Origin of the sequence: Mycobacterium pseudokansasii (assembly GCF_900566075.1) — a bacterium.
Lineage (GTDB): Bacteria > Actinomycetota > Actinomycetes > Mycobacteriales > Mycobacteriaceae > Mycobacterium > Mycobacterium pseudokansasii.
Genome location: NZ_UPHU01000001.1, coordinates 5788580 through 5808004, shown reverse-complemented (window position 1 = coordinate 5808004; position 19425 = coordinate 5788580). Strand labels below are relative to the sequence as shown.

At 67.0% G+C, this 19425-nt stretch carries 18 protein-coding genes and 1 pseudogene; 14 read left to right on the top strand and 5 right to left on the bottom strand.

All coding sequences use genetic code 11. From position 1 onward, the window contains the following. Positions 1 to 801: 801 nt before the first annotated feature. Both EET10_RS26265 and EET10_RS26260 read left to right on the top strand, forming a co-directional pair. Positions 802 to 1101, top strand: a complete 300-nt coding sequence (locus tag EET10_RS26265) for a PE family protein (protein ID WP_063468528.1) — start codon at positions 802 to 804, stop codon at positions 1099 to 1101. A gap of 13 nt (positions 1102 to 1114) precedes the next feature. Then, the gene (locus EET10_RS26260; protein WP_122502628.1) at positions 1115 to 2356 is read left to right on the top strand and encodes a PPE family protein; all 1242 of its coding nucleotides are present in this window, start codon (positions 1115 to 1117) and stop codon (positions 2354 to 2356) included. A 463-nt stretch (positions 2357 to 2819) separates the two neighbouring features. On the opposite strand, the gene EET10_RS26255 is transcribed toward EET10_RS26260, so the two are convergent. After that, entirely contained in the window at positions 2820 to 4364 is a 1545-nt protein-coding gene (locus tag EET10_RS26255) for an adenylate/guanylate cyclase domain-containing protein (protein ID WP_063468542.1), read from the bottom strand. A gap of 573 nt (positions 4365 to 4937) precedes the next feature. Next, positions 4938 to 5288 (bottom strand): hypothetical protein, encoded by a 351-nt coding sequence (locus EET10_RS26245; protein ID WP_063468525.1) that lies wholly within the window; start codon positions 5286 to 5288, stop codon positions 4938 to 4940. 199 nt (positions 5289 to 5487) lie between these two features. Here EET10_RS26245 and EET10_RS26240 point away from each other — a divergent pair. Beyond that, positions 5488 to 5784 (top strand): annotated as a pseudogene (locus EET10_RS26240) (PE family protein); the annotation flags it as partial. 509 nt (positions 5785 to 6293) lie between these two features. On the opposite strand, the gene EET10_RS26235 reads toward EET10_RS26240, so the two are convergent. Genes EET10_RS26235 through EET10_RS26225 form a run of 3 tightly spaced genes read right to left on the bottom strand, consistent with a single transcriptional unit; the run spans position 6294 to position 9465 of the window. After that, complete coding sequence (locus EET10_RS26235) at positions 6294 to 7313, bottom strand: zinc-binding dehydrogenase (protein ID WP_122502626.1); 1020 nt, start codon at positions 7311 to 7313, stop codon at positions 6294 to 6296. After that, a complete protein-coding gene (locus EET10_RS26230; protein WP_122502864.1) occupies positions 7313 to 8503 on the bottom strand; it encodes an LLM class flavin-dependent oxidoreductase in 1191 nt (396 codons plus the stop codon). The genes EET10_RS26235 and EET10_RS26230 overlap by 1 nt, the downstream gene beginning before the upstream one ends. After that, on the bottom strand, positions 8500 to 9465 hold the full coding sequence (locus tag EET10_RS26225; RefSeq protein ID WP_063468523.1) for an alpha/beta fold hydrolase: 966 nt from the start codon (positions 9463 to 9465) through the stop codon (positions 8500 to 8502). The genes EET10_RS26230 and EET10_RS26225 overlap by 4 nt, the downstream gene beginning before the upstream one ends. A gap of 185 nt (positions 9466 to 9650) precedes the next feature. Between EET10_RS26225 and EET10_RS26220 the strand changes: the two genes are divergently transcribed. The 11 genes from EET10_RS26220 to panD all read left to right on the top strand — a co-directional run bounded on the left by EET10_RS26220 (position 9651) and on the right by panD (position 19424). After that, on the top strand, positions 9651 to 10064 hold the full coding sequence (locus tag EET10_RS26220) for a VOC family protein (protein ID WP_063468540.1): 414 nt from the start codon (positions 9651 to 9653) through the stop codon (positions 10062 to 10064). A gap of 430 nt (positions 10065 to 10494) precedes the next feature. Further along, positions 10495 to 12735: an ATP-dependent zinc metalloprotease FtsH gene (gene ftsH / locus EET10_RS26210; RefSeq protein WP_063468522.1), complete on the top strand. Its 2241-nt coding sequence runs from the start codon at positions 10495 to 10497 to the stop codon at positions 12733 to 12735. A 17-nt stretch (positions 12736 to 12752) separates the two neighbouring features. Further along, positions 12753 to 13361, top strand: coding sequence for a GTP cyclohydrolase I FolE (folE, locus tag EET10_RS26205; protein WP_063468521.1), 609 nt, complete (start codon positions 12753 to 12755; stop codon positions 13359 to 13361). Then, a complete protein-coding gene (gene folP, locus EET10_RS26200) occupies positions 13358 to 14200 on the top strand; it encodes a dihydropteroate synthase (protein WP_122502625.1) in 843 nt (280 codons plus the stop codon). Before folE ends, folP begins: the two co-directional genes overlap by 4 nt. Next, on the top strand, positions 14193 to 14594 hold the full coding sequence (gene folB, locus EET10_RS26195; RefSeq protein ID WP_122502624.1) for a dihydroneopterin aldolase: 402 nt from the start codon (positions 14193 to 14195) through the stop codon (positions 14592 to 14594). Before folP ends, folB begins: the two co-directional genes overlap by 8 nt. Beyond that, positions 14591 to 15118 carry a 2-amino-4-hydroxy-6-hydroxymethyldihydropteridine diphosphokinase gene (folK, locus tag EET10_RS26190; RefSeq protein WP_063468519.1) on the top strand — a complete coding sequence of 176 codons (528 nt, stop codon included), beginning with the start codon at positions 14591 to 14593 and terminating at the stop codon, positions 15116 to 15118. The genes folB and folK overlap by 4 nt, the downstream gene beginning before the upstream one ends. Next, positions 15118 to 15594, top strand: a complete 477-nt coding sequence (locus EET10_RS26185) for a DUF3180 domain-containing protein (RefSeq protein WP_063468518.1) — start codon at positions 15118 to 15120, stop codon at positions 15592 to 15594. Before folK ends, EET10_RS26185 begins: the two co-directional genes overlap by 1 nt. A gap of 110 nt (positions 15595 to 15704) precedes the next feature. Continuing rightward, complete coding sequence (locus EET10_RS26180) at positions 15705 to 17075, top strand: DUF6779 domain-containing protein (protein WP_122502623.1); 1371 nt, start codon at positions 15705 to 15707, stop codon at positions 17073 to 17075. 83 nt (positions 17076 to 17158) lie between these two features. Beyond that, positions 17159 to 18070 (top strand): Rossmann-like and DUF2520 domain-containing protein, encoded by a 912-nt coding sequence (locus EET10_RS26175; RefSeq protein WP_063466421.1) that lies wholly within the window; start codon positions 17159 to 17161, stop codon positions 18068 to 18070. Next, positions 18067 to 19005, top strand: a complete 939-nt coding sequence (panC, locus tag EET10_RS26170; RefSeq protein WP_122502622.1) for a pantoate--beta-alanine ligase — start codon at positions 18067 to 18069, stop codon at positions 19003 to 19005. Before EET10_RS26175 ends, panC begins: the two co-directional genes overlap by 4 nt. Beyond that, on the top strand, positions 19005 to 19424 hold the full coding sequence (gene panD / locus EET10_RS26165) for an aspartate 1-decarboxylase (protein ID WP_036394459.1): 420 nt from the start codon (positions 19005 to 19007) through the stop codon (positions 19422 to 19424). Before panC ends, panD begins: the two co-directional genes overlap by 1 nt. The last annotated feature ends 1 nt before the right edge of the window (position 19425 follow it).

Sequence of the window (19425 nt, the reverse complement as noted above, 5' to 3'; positions counted from 1 at the left end):
CCTGGACTAGTGCGAGCTCATTGGCCACGTCGGGAGCGGGACCTATCGTGAGCCCGATCACAACGATGCTGGAGGCGAAGGTAGCACTAGGACATGATTTTTGTCAACCGTAGTTGCCCAATGGTTTGGATGACTGCGCCGGGTGGGCCGGGTCGCGCGCCGGCTCGGCGACGGGGCAAGTGCCTGGGTCGCTTCGCGAACCCGGACTGCACATTGAGCAACAATTTCTGTCAGCAAATGTCTCTGCGCGCTTTCCCGCCGAAAATCCGGGGCGTAAAGGGTGATCCCACCGGTGCACCGGACCGACTCTGCCCGCTGACACCGGTCGCCGCGTGCCAACCCGCAGTGCCGACGTCTCCGCGGTCACAACTCGTCACCTTGGTGGGTGCACCTTGATTGGTTCCAGGGTGGGATGGTGACCTCAAGGCCCGCTTTGACCTCGTGATTATCGCGACGGCCGGTGTATGAGGGGCTGGATACGACGCTGGCCGGGCCGTCGATGGCGACGCGGGAAAGCTAACCGAGTCAAGCAGCATAGCGCGCTTACCGGCGCCCGCTTGGACTTCATATGAAACTCTAATCATATTTGATTCAGATATGTTTCATAGAATAGTTTCAACTGCCCTGCGTGTTTGTCTCAGCAAATGAATTGTTATCGACACAGCAGTGAACAGGCTGGGTGAAACCTGTGTTGTTGCCGCATGACTGGCTTAGCTTGTCGTGCGATGTGCTTCAGCGCTTTGCGGCGTCACTGCCCGTCGGAAGTCGTTGACGCAAGGTGATATTGGGGAAGGGAAATTCATGTCAATCATGCTCGCGCAGCCGGACATGCTGGCTGCGACCGCTACGGAATTGCAATCCATCAACTTTGCGGTCCGCGCCGGGAATGCCGCTGCGGCAGGCCCGACGACCGGGGTGGTTCCGGCGGCCGCCGATCTGGTGTCGCTGCTGACCGCCACGCAGTTCGCCACGCATGCACAGCTTTATCAGCAGATCAGCGCTCAGGCCGTAGCGGTGCAGGAGCAGTTGGCGACCACCCTGGGCATCAGTGCCGGCTCGTACGCGGCTACCGAGGCCGCCAACGCGGCCACCATCGGCTAGGAGACCGAAAGTCATGGACTTTGCACAGTTACCACCGGAGATCAACTCCGCCCTGATGTATTCCGGGCCCGGCTCGGGGCCGATGCTGGCTGCGGCGGCCGCGTGGGATGCCCTGGCTGCCGAACTGCAATCCACCGCGTCCTCCTATGACGCGCTTGTCACCGCTCTGACCGACGGGCCATGGCAGGGGCCGTCGGCGGCGTCCATGGCGGCTGCCGCCATGCCGCAGGTCGCGTGGCTGAGGAGCACCGGCGTACAGGCGGAGCAGGCGGGTAGCCAGGCCGTGGCGGCCGCGACTGCCTACGAGGCGGCGTTCATGGCGACGGTGCCGCCGGCAGAGGTCGCGGCCAACCGGGCGTTGATGATGGCGTTGTTGGCCACCAACTTTCTGGGCCAGAACACCGCGGCGATCGCGGCCACGGAGGCGCAATACGCCGAAATGTGGGCCCAGGACGCGGCCGCGATGTATGGCTATGCCGGCGCATCGGCGCAAGCCACGACGTTGACGCCTTTTCCGCCGGCGCTCCCCACGGTCAACTTGGCCGGGGTGGTCGCCCAGGCCAACGCGGTGGCGCAGGCGGTCAGCACCTCGGCGCCCGCACAAGGGATGTCCCAGATCACCAAATCGCTGTTGCAGATGGCCGGCATGACCAATGAAGCCCCCTGGCTTACCAATCCTTTGGGCGCGCTCGGCCTGGTCGGGCACACCTGGAACTCCAACGGCGACGGGATCGTCGTAGCCGGAGCTCTTGGCGACCTGCTGGAGGGTCTGACCGGCTCGCAAACCTTGGATGCCAGCTCGGTCATTGATGGGTTTTCCCGAATGGTCTCTCCCACTCGGCTTTTCGTAACCGTTTTCAAGGACGTCGAAGGCCTTGCCCAAGCGATGGTGCCGAAGGCCGCAGCAAGCGCTGCCAAGGCCGTCGAAGGTGCCGCGAACGCCGCGGCAGGGGCGTTGCCTGCCGCCCTTCCCAGTGCGGGACTGGGCGGCATAGCGGGCGCCGTCGGTAAGGCGGCGTCGGTCGGCGGATTGGCGGTGCCCGCCTCCTGGGCCAATACGGTCGGGGCGACCAACCCCATCGTGACGATCAGCAACCTCGGAGCCGCGGCGGCCGCAGAACCCGCCGCAAGCGCGTTCGGCGGGATGCCGGTGATGCCGGGTTCCGGCGTCGGCCGCGGCATGGCAGCCCACTTCGCTGCTCCCCGATACGGATTCAAGCCCACCGTGGTGCCACAGCCGCCGGCGGGGGGATAACGGCTGGCCCCCGGGCAACAGCAGGGTGAGTCGACGCGCACGGGCCCTGGCGGCGGATCGTCGGGCGTCCAATCGGAAGACAGTTCTTCCGGCTGGTTGGGGGTCGTTCACCCGGCGGCAGCACAGGCTGGCGCTCGGGCAGCCGTTGGCCGGGAAACAACGTGTCGCGCAAGTGATTCCGAAGACGGCGGGCGGGTCGTTGCGCGGCGGCGTTGTTCGTTGCCGGGGCGTTGATCCCGATTTGCTTGCGTGCCTTTGAAATGCCCGCGTGATTTTCAGGTCTTTCCGGAAGTCGAGCAGACGGGCGGGCTTGTCGACATAGGCCAACATCGGACTCCGGCGATTACGCCATCAACGAGCCAGCGGACCTCGCGCGTCAGTGACACCCGACTCTCGGGTTTGCGACGGTCGCTAATCCTCACGGCTGAGGACGTAAACCGTATTGCGGCTCGACGTAACTCGGTTATCTGCGACCGGTGGCCGCGGAGAACCGGGCGATCCCGCGCAATATCCACGGTGTCCGCTTCGCCATCACCGCGACCGCGCGATCCGACCGGCGCATCGCGGAGCGAGGGCCGGGGGTAGCCGTTGCCACCAATTGCGCCTCGGCCGATCCGGCCCGCGCGCCGTGACGCTCGACCGCCAGGAGTTGCCAGGCGCCGGGCACACCGCGCAGCTCAACGCTGCCGCGATCCTCGAAGCCGGTGCCGGAGCCGACCACGAGGTCACGGACCGTGCAGGAGACCAGGATGTCACCTGCCCCTGCTTGGCCGAGGATCCGCGCCGCGATGTGTACCGCAATCCCGCCGATGTCGCAGTCGAGCAGTTCACACTCGCCGGTGTGGATGCCTACGCGGATCTCGATGCCCAGCGTCTCAGCGCCAGCACGTAACGCCTCTGCGCAACGGATCGCCTGTGTCGGGCCGTCGAACGTGGTGAGATGCCCATCGCCGGTGCTTTTGACCACCGTGCCGCCGAATCGTTGGGCGATTTCGGCAGTGATCTCACCGAAGCGTTGGAGCACCGCCCGCCACCGCTGGTCGCCCATCGCCGCGGCATGTTCGGTCGAGGCGACGATGTCGGTGAACAACACCGTTCGCAGGGCGCGATGCGACTGCGCCGGTGCGGTATGGCTGCCGGTGAGCAGCTCCTCAATCTCGGTCGCGACCCTGTCGGGATCGGTGAACCAGGGCGCGTGGTCCGCGCCCTCGAGCTCAACCAGGCGCGCACCGGGAATGTGGTCAGCCAGGTAGCGGCCCGACTGCACCGGCACGCCAGGGTCATCGCGGGCATGCAGGACGAGCGTCGGCACAGTGATAGTCGGCAGGATCGCCCTGACGTCGATCCGGAATGCCGCTTCGGCCGTCGCCCGCGCCATCCCCGGACTGGCGCACATGCGCTCGAACATTCCCAGCTGGCGCGTGGACCGGATCGACGACAGGACGCACTTGAGTGCCGCGCCGCTGCCCCAGGCCGACCGGACGGCGCGACCGAATTCCTGGGACCGGGCGATCCATTCCAGCGACGGTACGTAGTCCTCACCCAGCTCACCGACCACGCGCGCCCGCAGCAGCGCCGGGTCGCACTCCAGGTCATCCCAGCTCTGGGCGGCGTTGTACGACGTCGTACCGGTGAGGATCAGAGCCCGCGTTCGTTCCGGGCGCGTCGCGGCGAACAGGATGGCGGCCGGGCCGCCCTCACTTACACCGAGCAGGGCGGCCTTGCCGAAGCCGGCGGCATCCATGACGGCCTCGATCTCGGCTGCTCGTTCGTCGAGCGTGCGAACTCTTGGGACAGGATCCGACAGCCCCACCCCGGCCTTGTCGAACAACAGGATCCGGGCGAACGTGCCCAGCTTCTCCATAAGGGACCCGAATTCGGGCATCGTCCAATACAGCTCGACGTGGCTTGCGAACGACCCGGCCCAGACCAGCTCGATCGGCCCGTCGCCGAATACCTGACATGCCAGGCTGAGATCGCCGCAGGGTGCGTACGACGTGTCCGCCACGGCGTCGAGCGTAATTGGCACGGGCGCTAGGCGTGGCGGATCACGCTGGCCGATGCTGTTGGCGCCCGTTTCTGACGGCACGTGCGCGTGGATAGCTGAATTGAATCGACAGCCAGCCGCTGCCCACCACGGTGCGCTTGCATCAAATAGTGTTGTCAGCAAAGGCGTTTCGGGGATCTCAAATGCGGTGAGTCCACGTGCTGCCGGGTCCTGGTGATCGCAACGGACGGTGATCCGAATCGCAGACGACGACAGCACGCCAGAGCGCCGCCGACGGTTGCAAGTGCAAGGCGTCAACCGGACGGTAAGCGGTTCGCAGCGGCGCGACCAACTCGCGAAAGCTGGTCAGCGTCAACGACTCCGTAACCGTCCAGGTAATCGGGCACCGAGCAGTCGCGGCGACGGTGTGGTCGCTGGCCGCCGCGTGGATGACAATCGGAGCTCGACCCGCGTACCCGAACGCGCAGGCCAGGTTGGGAGCTGCATGCCAACGCCGCCACGGCGTCGGCGCGGTGCGAATCCAGCGTTCGATTGCAGGGAGCGTGGACTGCCGGGCCAACCCGTCGAGAACCGTTAGGTGAGCGGCGGCTCTGCCGTCGGATTGGGTGCCAGCACTCGCTGTCGGGTCGTCACCCGGAACGGGTCCAGCGATTGTGACCCGTCCAAGGCCTCTTGCACATCTTCGGGGGTGATGAGGCCCAGTTCCATTTGGAGCCACGTGGCGCTGAGGCCGAACGCATGCGCCGCGCGCCTGGCTTCCTCGGCGTCCGGAAAGTCCTCGGCGTTCGCGCGCCCGCTCTCCCCATACCACCGGCCTTTGGTCACACCGCAGGCATCGCGCAACTGCTCGACGGTGATGTCACGGTTCAGCGTTGCTTCAAGCAGGCGCTTGAGCCCCCACCCGGCAGCGTTGGTCCTCGGCACGGGTCAAGCGTAGCCCGATGCCAAAACACGGTCAAAATATCCTCGCCAGAGAGTCATGAGCCAGAAATTCGAACTATGGATCTAGGACTAGGCAAAGATTCATGATTTGTGACATGGAATCCGACGCAGGGATAACCCGGCCAATACGGGTACTAGCTGTGCCGGACTTAGGCGCCGCGGTAGGAGGAGGAGAAACCACATGTCTGTTGTGATTACGCTGCCGGAACTGCTGATGGCGGCGGTCGGGCGGCTGCAAGCGATCGGCTCGGGCGTCAGTACGGCCAACGTGACCGCGGCGCTTCCCATCACTGGAGTGATCCCGGCGGCAGCCGACGAGGTATCGATGGTGACGGCGGCGAGCTTCGCCGCGTACGGCCAGCTGTACCAGGCGATCAGCGCCGAGGCCCAGCTGATCCATGAGCAATTCGTCAAAGCCTTGGGATTCAGCGCTAATTCGTATACAGCAGCCGAGGCCGCCAATGCGACCCACGCGGGCGGCGGGTCAACGTCCGGTGTACCCATGCAACCGGTGCCAGTCGGCCCCTCACCTAGCAGTCCGGCGCCCGCCATGCCGGCGCCCAGCAGCCCGGCACCCCGGATGGCACCCAGCCCGGCGCCCACCCGTCCATCACCTACCAGTCCGGCGCCCCGCCAGGCGCCCGATCGGATGCCTGCCCACCCGACGCCCGCCGAGCCTGCCAGCACAACGCCATATCGCGAGGGCTATGGCGCCTGTGGCGGTTACGACCGTCACTCGACCACCCATGGCGGGGGCTATGGGAGCTATGGCGGGGGCTATGGGGGCTATGGCGGTTACGACCGTCACTCGGCGCCCTATGGGCACGGTAGCTATTGGACCGGGGCACGGCGTCTTGGCCCACCACCTGGTCAAGATCAGCGCCCTCGCCGCCCGATCGACAGCGCCCAAGCCGCATTCATGCCCCAAACCGGGAACCACCGGACACAGCCGCTCACCACACACGCGGGTTTTTCAGGTCGAAGTAACTAAGCCTGGGGCGTGACCAGAATCTTGCACTGCCGCTCGGGATCGGTGAGGTCGTCGAAGGCCGCACCGACCCCGTCCAGGCCGACCTCCCCGGTGATCAGCGGGCTGACGTCGATATCACCCTCGGCGATCGCACGCAGTGACTCGGCGAATTCATCCGGGCCATAGGCAAGCACGAATTGCACGTTGATCTCTTTGGCAATTGCGAAAAACGGATGCATGGTGTCGGTCTGCATGCACACTCCTGCGACGACCAGCCGCGTGCCCGGCCGGGCCCGTCGCATTACGTCATCGATGATCCCCGGTACGCCGATCGCCTCGAAAACCACCGCAGCCTTGACGGTGTCGAATGGCGAGCCCTGCGCCGGGTCTACCGTCCGGTGCGCGCCCATCGTCGTGGCCAGTTCCCGTCGCTTCGACGAAAAGTCGGATGCCACAATGGTTTCAACGCCACGCAACCGAAGTGCCGCGATAATGGACATGCCGATCGGACCGCAACCAAGTACGAGGGCCGTCTCACCGGGCGCAATGCCCGACTTGTTGACGGCGTGCAGCCCCACCGCCATCGGTTCGGCGAGGGCGGCATGTTTGGGGTCCAGGCCATTCGGAATGGGCAGCAGCAGCGCGGCCGAGAGTAGCATCCGTTCGGCATAGCCGCCGATTGTGTCGTTGCTGTAGATGATCGGCTCGAAGCCCTTGGCCGACAGCAACACCGGAATCGACGTGACCAACGTTCCGGGTGGCTGGGTTTCGGTATCGGGTCCCGCTTCGAGTATTTCGGCGCTGAATTCGTGACCCATGAAGACGTCACGGTTCAGATCGACGTTGGGTCCGCCAGCGCCACGCGACATCTGATCGGTGAGCGCCAGCATCTCCTCGCCGTGCGCGGCGAAATGCAGGTCAGAACCGCAGATTCCGCATGCCAGCACGTTGACCAGTACCTGGCCCGGGCCGGGAGCCGGGTCGGGCACGTCGTCCCGGTACACCATGCGTCCATTGCGTAACACCGCGGCGCGCATCAGCTTTCACCGCTTTGGTGCTCGGCCACGTGCTCGTTGACGGCATTGACGACCGCCTGGCCCGCGCGGCCGATCAAGTCCTCACGCTTGCCCTTGGCCCACTCGTGCGACGCGCGGGGCGCTTCGAGCTGGCCCTTGAAATAGGGAATCACTTTGCTGGCGAATAGGTCGTAGGAGTGGAAAGTCGCCTGTGGCGCGGCCCAGTCGTGGCCGAGCAACAGCAGAGTTCCGAAGCCGCCCGAGCGGTCCAGCAGGTCCTCGATGTGGGCGATCGCGTCCTCAGGTGTGCCAATGCAGCAATTCCCCTTGGCGGCATACTCTTCGACGAACTCCCGAGTGGATCGCGCGCCCTCGACGGAGTTGGATAGCGGGACAAATCCTGCCGCGCCAAAGTACTTCGAGAAATCGGGCAGCCCATAGGTGCAGTCGTCGTAGGCCTGGTTCCGGGTGTCAGCCAAATGCATGATGGACAGCACCCGCCAGTCGCGACGATCGGGCTCGTCCCGTCCGACTTTGGCGGCCTGCTCGCAGACCACTCCCCAGGTGTTCTCCAGCGCCGCATACCCGCCGGGCACCGACATCGACAACGACAGCAGCGACGTGCCCAGCGCTCCGGCCAGCCTTGGCCCGGACGGCGAAATCATTGCTGCCGTTGAGATTTCAGGGTACGGCCAGGTGTACGGGCGGATGTGTAGGTGCGCCTCGCGCAGGGTGAACCAGTCGGAATGGCGGTCGATGCGCTCATCTGGCGCGGCACGGAACAAGGCAAGAATCGCCTCGAGAGACTCCTGCATCATTCGGCGCTGGTCGATGGGATCAATGCCCATCATGTAGGCGTCAGACGGCAGTGCGCCTGGGCCCGTGCCGAACATCACCCGGCCACGGGTCAGGTGATCCAGCAGCACCCAGCGGTCGGCCACCATCAGCGGATGGTGGTAGGGCAACGAGACCACTCCGGTACCGAGTCGAATGTGCTTGGTCCGTTCGGCCGCGGCTGCGATGAAGACCTCCGGACAGGCGATCAGCTCGTAGCCGCCGGAGTGATGTTCGCCGAACCAGGCCTCGTCGAAGCCCAGGCGGTCCAGCGCGACCACGCGGTCCATGTCGTATTCCAGTGCCACCGTGGGGGATTGGCCGGTCGGGTGAAACGGCGTGATGAAGACGCCGAAGCGAAGTGGCACCCCCGTCACCACTGCACCCCGTTGAGGAACTCGAGCAGTATCGCGTTGACGTCGTCGGGCCGCTCCTGCTGCAACCAGTGCCCGGCGCCGTCGATCAGCACCTCGCGGTAGGGACCGCTGATCACCTCCGAAGCGCGGTCGGTACGGGTGAAGGACAGCACCGGGTCCGCGGTCCCGGCGATGAACAGGGAGGGTACCGAGATTTTGGCGTCAGCGAGTTCGGCCGTGGTCTCCCAATTGCGGTCGAAATTGCGATACCAGTTGAGCCCGCCGGTAAAACCGGTGCGGGCGAATTCGCTGATGTAGTGGTCCAGTTCGTCCTGACTGATCCAGTCCGGCAGCCGGTCCGGTTCCGGCAGCCGGTCGATGAAGCCCTCAGGTCCGGGCGCCAGCATGCGCAACGCCGAGCTCTGGTCGCCCGGTGGCCGCAAACCGCCGATCATCCGGCGAATCGTGCGGGCCGGGTCACCATCGAGCTCAGCATCGGCCACACCCGGCTGCTGGAAATAGAGGATGTAGAAGAAGTTCTCTCCGAACGTGTTGCGAAACGCCTCGGTGGGCGGCACCTGGGCGCGGGGCAACGGTGGAACGCTCAATGCGGCAACTCCGACGACCCGGTCGGGGTGCAGCAGCGGCGCATTCCACACCACCACGGCACCCCAGTCGTGACCCACCCAGACGGCGCGCTCGGCGCCCACGTCGTCGAGCAGCCCCACCAGGTCGGCCGTCAACTGGTGAATGTCGTAAGCCTCGATCGCCTCCGGACGTGACGAACCCCCATAGCCACGTTGATCCGGAGCCAGCACGTGGTAGCCGGCGTCGGCCAGTGCGGGAATCTGGTGCCGCCAGGAGTAGGCCAGCTCGGGAAAGCCGTGGGCCAGTATCACCACGGGTGCGCCGCGATCTCCGGCCTCGACCACCCGCAGCTGCACACCATTGGCGTCGACTAACCGTTCGGTTGATTGAGCCACCGTCTCACCAAATCACAACGGCACCGGGCCGGGAAGGCCCCATTTGGGTGGGGCCTCGCCGAGCGTGAAGCTGCTGTGAAAATCCGGCGCGAATCTCGCAGCAGTTACACGCTGGGTGCAAGAGTCGGCTGGCCAGGCGGAATCGCGGACTGGAAATCGTGACCCGCGCCGCGCATCATCGGCTGATGCGGCTGGACCACGTGGTGCTGTGGACAAGAGACGTGCGGGCGGCGATGGACTTCTACACCAGGGTGGTCGGGCTCATGCCGGTGCGGTTCGACGAGTTCGAGGCGGGAGAAGCACCGTTTCCGAGCGTGCGGGTGTGCGAGGACGCCATCATCGACCTCATCCCCGTGGAAAATGTCACCGGTACCGAGTCGATGACGAGGGTCGCCGGCAGCGCGGGACATCCGGTCAACCACGTCTGCATCGCCGTGTCGAAGGCTGAATACGACGCACTGGACCGACGTCTACAGGCTGCGGGCATCGACACCGGCGCGCGGCTGAACCGAAGCTTCGGCGCCCGGGGCTGGGCGCCGCAGGGCTACTACTTCGCTGATCCGGACGGCAATGTGATCGAGGCGCGCTACTACGACTAACCGGCCCGGACTAACCGGCCCGCCGGATCGCCGAGCGCCACGCAGGGCAGCGCGACCTGCGGGCCACGTCACGCTGGATGACGGTGACCAGCCACCGTGGGCGTTGGTGTGACCAACATCCCGGAGGCGGTTGCGATGCTCGGGATCTTGGCGGGAACCGCCGGTCGTTGACGCAGCGGGACTGTGGCGCCCGGCCCGGAACCAACCGAGCCGGGCTTGCGATCGCCACGGGAACGATGGTGGCGACCCGCTGCGCCCGGCCCGGAACCAACCGAGCCGGGCTTGCGATCGCCACGGGAACGATGGTGGCGACCCGCTGCGCCCGGCCCGGAACCAACCGAGCCGGGCTTGCGATCGCCACGGGGCGGTAACCTTGACATTTCCAGCTGCGTGAATCCGGAAGGACCTGGGCCGGCACGGCCGATGATTGATGAATCGAAAAAACGTGATCCGCACCCTCACGGCGATCGCCGTCGTGGTGCTGCTGGGCTGGTCGTTCTTCTACTTCAGTGACGACACCCGCGGTTACAAGCCCGTCGACACCTCGGTGGCGGTGGCTCAGATCAACAATGACAACGTCAAGAGCGCGCAGATCGATGACCGTGAGCAGCAGCTGCGGCTGACCCTGAAGAAGGGCAACAACGACACCGACGGATCCGACAAGGTCATCACCAAATACCCCACCGGCTACGCCGTCGACCTCTTCAACGCGCTGACCGCGAAGAACGCCAAGGTCAGCACCGTCGTCAACCAGGGCAGCATCCTGGGTGAGCTGCTGGTCTATGTGTTGCCGCTGCTGTTGCTGGTGGGGCTGTTCGTGATGTTCTCCCGCATGCAGGGCGGGGCGCGGATGGGCTTCGGTTTCGGCAAGTCGCGGGCCAAGATGCTCAACAAGGACATGCCCAAGACGACGTTCGCCGACGTTGCCGGCGTCGACGAAGCCGTCGAGGAGCTCTACGAGATCAAGGATTTCCTGCAGAACCCCGGCCGCTACCAGGCGCTGGGCGCCAAGATCCCCAGGGGTGTGCTGCTCTACGGTCCACCGGGCACCGGCAAGACGCTGCTGGCCCGCGCCGTCGCGGGTGAGGCAGGCGTGCCGTTCTTCACCATCTCCGGGTCCGACTTCGTCGAGATGTTCGTCGGTGTCGGCGCCTCGCGCGTGAGGGACCTGTTCGATCAGGCCAAACAGAACAACCCCTGCATCATCTTCGTCGACGAGATCGATGCGGTGGGCCGCCAGCGCGGCGCCGGCCTGGGCGGCGGTCACGACGAGCGCGAGCAGACGCTCAACCAGCTCCTGGTCGAGATGGACGGCTTCGACCCGCGCGCCGGCGTCATTCTGATCGCGGCCACCAACCGGCCCGACATCCTGGACCCGGCGCTGCTGCGGCCCGGCCGCTTCGACCGGCAGATCCCGGTGACCAACCCCGACCTGGCGGGTCGCCGGGCCGTGCTGCAAGTGCATTCCAAGGGCAAGCCGATCGGCCCGGACGCCGACCTCGACGGACTGGCCAAACGGACCGTCGGCATGACCGGCGCCGACCTGGCCAACGTCATCAACGAGGCGGCGCTGCTGACCGCCCGGGAGAACGGCACCGTCATCACCGGTCCCGCCTTGGAGGAGGCGGTGGACCGGGTGATCGGCGGCCCGCGCCGCAAAGGGCGGATCATCAGCGAGCACGAGAAGAAGATCACCGCCTATCACGAGGGCGGACACACCCTGGCGGCCTGGGCGATGCCCGACATCGACCCGGTCTACAAGGTGACAATCCTGGCCCGCGGGCGCACCGGTGGTCACGCGGTCGCGGTGCCCGAAGAAGACAAGGGCCTGCGGACCCGGTCGGAGATGATCGCCCAACTGGTGTTCGCGATGGGCGGTCGCGCCGCCGAGGAATTGGTGTTTCGCGAGCCGACCACCGGCGCGGTGTCCGACATCGAGCAGGCGACCAAGGTGGCCCGCGCGATGGTCACCGAGTACGGCATGAGCGCCCGCCTCGGCGCCGTGAAATACGGTACCGAGCACGGCGACCCGTTCCTGGGCCGCTCGATGGGCACCCAGTCCGACTACTCGCACGAGGTTGCCCGCGAAATCGACGAGGAAGTGCGCAAGCTCATCGAGGCGGCGCACACCGAGGCTTGGGAGATTCTCACCGAATACCGCGACGTGCTCGACACGCTGGCGGGCGAGCTGCTGGAAAAGGAAACCCTGCACCGCCCCGAGCTGGAGGCGATCTTCGCCAACGTCGAAAAGCGGCCCCGGCTGACCGTGTTCGACGACTTCGGCGGCCGGATTCCCTCGGACAAGCCGCCCATCAAGACACCCGGCGAGCTCGCCATGGAGCGCGGCGAGCCGTGGCCGCCGCCGCTTCAAGAGCCGGCGTTCAAGCAAGCGATCGCGCGGGCTACCCGGGCGGCTGAAGCAGCACAGGCTGCCCAGTCAGGACCCGGTGGCGGCGCCAACGGCGTGGACCGGGACAGATCGGCCTACCAGCCCGACTACGGTGCACCCGCCGACTGGCACGCTCCGGGATGGCCGCCACCGCCGTCGTCCAATCGGCCGCAACCGGCCGCGGGTTATCGGCCGCCGGATCAATCCGAACCGGACTCCGACGAGCCGTCCGAGCAGCAGAATAGGGACGTTAGCCAGTCCAATCCGTCGGCCCACGGCTGACCAAACGAAGGATTCCCATGACGCAGCTGGATTCTCGCCCCAAGCCGTCCATTCCCGGGGTTTTCGACCAGTCGCGCGCCGAGGCAGCCGTACGCGAATTGCTGTACGCGGTCGGCGAGGATCCGGAGCGCGAAGGTTTGCGGGAAACCCCGGCACGCGTCGCCCGCGCCTATAAGGAGATCTTCGCCGGGCTCTACAGCGATCCCGACGCGGTGCTCAACGCCATGTTCGACGAAGATCACGACGAGCTGGTACTGGTCAAGCAAATACCCTTGTACTCGACGTGCGAACACCATCTGGTGTCGTTCCACGGTGTGGCCCACGTCGGCTATATACCGGGCGAGGACGGCCGGGTGACCGGGCTGTCCAAGATCGCGCGGCTGGTAGACCTGTATGCCAAGCGGCCGCAGTTGCAGGAGCGGCTGACCAGCCAGATCGCCGACGCTCTGGTGAAGAAGCTGGAACCCAGGGGGGTCATCGTCGTCGTCGAGGCCGAGCATCTGTGCATGGCGATGCGCGGGGTCCGCAAGCCCGGTGCGATCACGACGACGTCAGCGGTGCGTGGCCAGTTCAAGACCAATGCCGCTTCTCGAGCCGAAGCGCTCGATCTCATCCTGCATAAGTGAGTCCGGCGCCTGTGCAGGTCATGGGTGTCGTCAACGTCACCGAGGACTCGTTCTCGGACGGCGGGCGTTACCTCGATGCCGGCGGCGCCGTCGAGCACGGTCTGGCGCTGGTTGCCGATGGCGCACATATCGTCGACGTCGGTGGTGAATCCACTCGGCCCGGCGCGGCCCGCGTCGACTCGGGTGTCGAGACGGCCCGCGTCATCCCGGTGGTCAAAGAGCTTGCCGCACAAGGCGTTACAGTCAGCATCGACACCATGCACGCGGACGTCGCGCGCTCGGCACTGGAAAGCGGCGCACAGCTGGTCAACGACGTGTCGGGCGGCCGGGCCGATCCGGCGATGGCGCCGTTGGTGGCCGAAGCCGGCGTGGCGTGGGTGCTGATGCACTGGCGGCCGGCGTCGGCGGCCAACCCGCACCAGGTGCCCGACTACGACGACGTGGTGACGCAAGTGCGCGCCGAGCTGATGGCCGCCGTTGACGACGCGGTAGCCGCCGGCGTCGATCCGGCGAACCTGGTGATCGATCCGGGGCTTGGATTCGCCAAGACGGGACAACACAATTGGGCACTTCTTCATGCCCTGCCGGAGTTGGTCGCCACCGGGTTTCCGGTGTTGCTGGGTGCCTCGCGCAAGCGCTTCCTCGGTAGCTTGCTGGCGGGGCCCGACGGCACCATCCGACCGCCTGCCGGGCGCGAGACGGCCACGGCGGTGATTTCGGCGCTGGCGGCCCTGCACGGGGCTTGGGGTGTGCGGGTACACGATGTGCGGGCAACGGTCGACGCCCTCAAGGTGGTCGAAGCATGGCAGCGAGTTGAAGGGACCGGGCGCGATGGCTGACCGAATTGAGCTGCGCGGCTTGATTGTTCACGGTCGACACGGGGTCTACGACCACGAGCGGGTGGCCGGGCAGCGCTTCATCGTCGACATCACCATGTGGATCGATCTGGTCGAAGCCGCCCGCAGCGACGATTTGGCCGACACCTACGACTACATCGGGCTGGCGCAGCGGGCCAGCGAGATCGTCGGCGGGACACCGCGCAACCTGATCGAAACGGTCGGCGCCGAGATCGCCGACGAGGTGATGGAAGACCAGCGCGTGCACGCCGTCGAGGTGGTGGTGCACAAGCCGCAGGCCCCCATCCCGCTGCCGTTCGCCGACATAGCGGTGGTGACCCGGCGATCGCGGCGGGGTGGCCGCGGTTCGGTGGTCCCCGCGGGCGGGGCGGTATGACGCGGGTAGTGCTGTCGATCGGCTCGAACCTCGGTGACCGCCTCGCCCATCTTCGGTCGGTCGTCGACGGGCTCGGTGATGCGTTTGTCGCCGCGTCGCGGGTTTACGAGACCGACCCGTGGGGCGGCATCGAGCAGCACCCGTTTCTCAACGCGGTGCTGATTGCCGACGACCCGGGACGGGATTGCCACGCGTGGCTGTGCCGGGCTCACGAGTTGGAGCGGGCCGCGGGCCGGGCACGCGCCGAGCGCTGGGGTCCGCGAACGCTGGACGTCGACCTGGTCACCTGCGCCGAGATCACCCCTTCCGGCCCGGTGGACGTGCTCTGCGACGACAGCGATCTGCGGCTACCGCACCCGCTGGCACACTTGCGGGCCTTCGTGATGATCCCGTGGCTGGACGTCGATCCGGCGGCCGAAGTGCCGCTGCCGGACGGTCCGCGACCCGTCGCCGAGCTGCTGGCTGAGCTGGAGCCCACCGATCGGGCGAGTGTCCGGTTGACGCCCCTGACCTTGGGGAACTGATGGGCCCCACCCGCAAACGCGATCTGATGGCCGCGGTGATCGCGGCTGCGGTGGTGGGTTATCTGCTGGTTATGGTGTTGTTCCGGTGGTTTCCGCAGATCACGGTGTGGACCGGGCTGTCGCTGCTCGGCGTCGCGATCGCCGAGGCGCTGTGGGCTCGCTACATCCGGACCAAGATCGGTGACGGCGAGATCGGCGACGGCCCCGGCCGGCTGCACCCGCTCGCTGTGGCCCGCAGTCTGATGGTCGCCAAGGCCTCGGCGTGGGTGGGGGCCCTGGTACTGGGCTGGTGGATCGGGGTGCTGGTGTACCTGCTGCCGCGGCGGTCATGGCAGCGGGTTGCCGTCGAGGACACCACCGGAACCCTCGTGGCCGCCGGCAGCGCACTGGCGTTGGTGGTTGCCGCGCTGTGGCTGCAACATTGCTGCAAGTCTCCGCAGGATCCCACCGAGGGCGGCGAAGGGGCCGAAACCTAACCGGTTGCTGGCCATCGCTCGCCGACGTTGCTGGCGGCCTCGTCGAATCGGCCGAAGAATCGCCGGACCGGCGCGACACGCGGACGGCGCTGCCCGGGTACAGTCAGGCCATGACCGTTCTGTCCCGCGGCGCCCGGGTCCGGCGCGGCGGCCGCAGGCCGGGTTGGGTGCTCTTGACGACGTTGCTGGTCCTCGCGATTGGGGCCAGTTCGGCACTGGTTTTCACCAACCGCGTGGAACTGCTCAAGCTCGCGGTAATCCTGGCGCTGTGGGCTGCCGTCGCCGGTGCTTTCGTGTCGGTGCTGTACCGCCGGCAAGCCGATTCGGAGCAGGCACGGGCGCGCGATCTGAAGCTGGTATACGACTTGCAGTTGGATCGCGAAATCTCGGCTCGCCGCGAGTACGAGCTGACGGTGGAGTCGCACCTGCGCCGAGAGCTGGCCGCCGAACTGCGCGGTGCGGCCGCCGACGAGGTGGCCGCGCTACGAGCGGAACTGACCGCGTTGCGGACCAGTCTGGAGATCTTGTTCGACACAGACTTCGAACACCGTCCGGCGCTGGAGCCCCTGGACAAGACGGGGGCAACAGAGACGCGCCGCTCACGTGCGGTGGCCGATCGGGTCCAGAATGGGCGGGGCCCGTCTGCCGACTGGGTATCCATCGACCGGGTCGCGGTGGTTCGCCCGGGTGAAGCGGTCACCCGTGCCGAGGAAGCGATCATCGACGTGCCCGAGGTGGGAATGCCCCCCTACGACGACCGGGATGTTCCCCCGGCGGGACCATTGCCGCCGCCTGCCGAGCCCGCGGGAACGAAACACTCCGCCGAGCGGGTCGGGCTGCCCTACGAAACCGCGCCGGCTCCGCCCGGTCCGCGGTATCAGCCTCGTCACCGGCCACCGCCCCCGCCGGCTCCGCCCCCGCAACCGGAGCCGTCGTCGTGGGAACCCGTCGCCGCCGATGGACAATGGTTACCGCCCGGGGCGCCCGGCAGCCACTGGGCGTCCGGGCAACCCACCGCCGCCCCGCCTGCCCAGCCATCGGGCCGCCGACGGCGTTACCGGCATACCAGACCGGAGGAAGATCAGGGGGACATCAGCTTGGGCCACGTCGAGGTGCCCGCAGATTACGGCGGTCGCCGATCACGATCTCGCCATTCGACGGAGTATCGCGACCATGGCGTGGGGAGTCTGGGAGCCGTCTCGAGAGCGGACGGTCCGGGGCCGGTTGCTGCTCCCCCTCCCGCCGCCGCCCCACCTCCGCCTACACCGGCATCCGCGCGGCCCACTGCCCCGCCGCCGCCCCGCCTGGCTGCGCCGCCGGCTCCGGAACCGGCCGCCCGCCATCGCAGTCCGGAACCGGAGCCCGCGGCGGGAGCACATGGCTCCGACGCACAAACCGGTGGTCAGTCGGTCGCGGACCTGCTGGCCCGGCTGCAGGTCCAGCCGTCGGGTGGCGGGCGGCGTCGCCGCCGCGGCGGCTGATCGACTACAGTTTTAGTGACCGTCCGGTACCCGCTCAATCTAGGGACTGGAACGAACGAAAGAAACCTGTGAGGCCGTCTGCGATGGTGCAGTTCGACGGATTGCGCCCGGCCAGGCTCAAAGTGGGGATCATCTCCGCCGGTCGGGTAGGCACCGCGTTAGGAGTGGCGTTGGAGCGCGCCGACCACGTTGTCGTGGCCTGCAGCGCCGTCTCCCATGCGTCGCTGCAACGGGCCGGGCGCCGGCTGCCCGATACCCCGGTGTTGCCGGCGCCGGACGTCGCTGCCGTGGCCGAGCTACTGCTGTTGGCGGTACCCGACAGCGAACTGGCGGGATTGGTATCCGGCTTGGCCGCCACCTCGGCGGTGCGGGCCGGGACACTCGTGGCGCACACCTCCGGTGCCAACGGAATCGGGATCCTGGCACCGCTGACCCGGCAGGGCTGCATACCGCTGGCCATTCACCCGGCGATGACGTTCACCGGATCCGACGAGGACATCAGCCGCCTGCCGGATACCTGCTTCGGGATCACCGCGGCCGACGGCGTCGGCTATGCGATTGCCCAATCGCTGGTGCTGGAAATGGGCGGGGAGCCGTTCAGTGTCCGCGAGGACGCCCGCATCCTCTACCATGCGGCGCTGGCCCACGCGAGCAACCACATCGTGACGGTGCTTGCCGACGCTCTCGAGGCGTTGCGCGCCGCACTGCGCGGCAGCGAACTGCTCGGCCAACAGTGCGTCGACGACCAGCCCGGGGGAATCGCCGAACGCATCATCGGACCGCTTGCTCGTGCGGCGCTGGAGAACACGCTGCAGCGCGGGCAGGCGGCGCTGACCGGGCCGATCGCTCGTGGTGATGCGGCCGCGGTCGCCGGACACCTGGCCGCGCTGACCGCCGTCGACCCGCAACTGGCTCATGCCTATCGGGTGAACGCGCTGCGGACTGCGCAGCGGGCGCATGCTCCCGAGGACGTCGTCGAGGTGTTGGCGCGGTGAAAGTCAGGTTCAACCCGGGCGAACTCAACCGGTACTCGGTGCCGCGTGAGGTCAGCGACGTCTGCCGGGCGCTGCGGCACACCGGCCGGCGAGTGCTGTTGGTGCCCACGATGGGCGCGCTGCACGACGGCCATCTTGCGCTGGTGCGGGCGGCCAAGAGGACACCCGGCGCGGTGGTGGTGGCGTCGATCTTCGTCAACCCGCTGCAATTCGGCGCCGGCGAGGACCTGGACGCTTACCCCCGCACCCTCGAGGACGACGTGGCGCAGCTGCGTGCCGAAGGGGTGGAGATCGTGTTCGCGCCGACGGCCGCGGCGATGTACGCCGACGGGATGCGCACCACCGTGCAACCCGGGCCGCTGGGCGCCGACCTCGAAGGCAGCGCGCGGCCGGGCCATTTTGCCGGCGTGCTGACCGTGGTGCTCAAGCTGTTGAACATCGTCCGTCCGGACCGGGCCTATTTCGGCGAGAAGGACTATCAGCAGCTGGTGCTCATTCGGCAGATGGTGGCGGACCTGAACGTCGACGTGCAGGTGGTTGGGGTGCCGACGGTGCGGGAGACCGACGGGCTGGCAATGTCGTCGCGCAACCGCTACCTGGACCGGGCTCAGCGGGAAGCGGCGGTGGCACTGTCGGCGGCGCTGACGGCGGGGGCACATGCGGCTGGATCAGCCGGCGCCAGTGCGCGGGCCGCGGTGGACGCGGCTCGCGCGGTGCTCGACGCCACGCCTGGGATCGCGGTCGACTATGTGGAGTTGCGCGACGCCGGGCTCGGCCCGGCGCCCGCCAGCGGATCCGCCCGGCTGCTGGTTGCGGCGCGCGTCGGCGCCACCAGGCTGCTGGACAACGTCGAAATCCAGATCGGAAATTTCGCCGGCACCCTCGGGCCGGACGAGTCGCGGGCTCACTACGCCCAATCACCTTGGAGGAATTGATGTTACGGACAATGCTGAAGTCGAAGATCCACCGCGCGACGGTGACGCAGGCGGACTTGCATTACGTCGGGTCGGTGACCATCGACGCCGATTTGATGGAGGCCGCTGATCTGCTCGAGGGTGAACAGGTGACCATCGTCGACATCGACAACGGGGCCCGCCTCGTCACCTATGCGATTACCGGCGAGCGTGGCAGCGGCGTCATCGGAATCAACGGTGCGGCGGCTCATCTCGTGCACCCGGGCGACCTGGTGATCCTGATCGCTTACGGGACCATGTCGGATGCAGAGGCGCGCGCCTACAAACCGCGGATCGTGTTCGTCGACGCCCACAACCAGCAGATCGACCTGGGCAGCGATCCGGCTTATGTGCCCGACAACGCCGCAGAGCTTCTCAACCCGCGGATGGGTGCACGGTAGC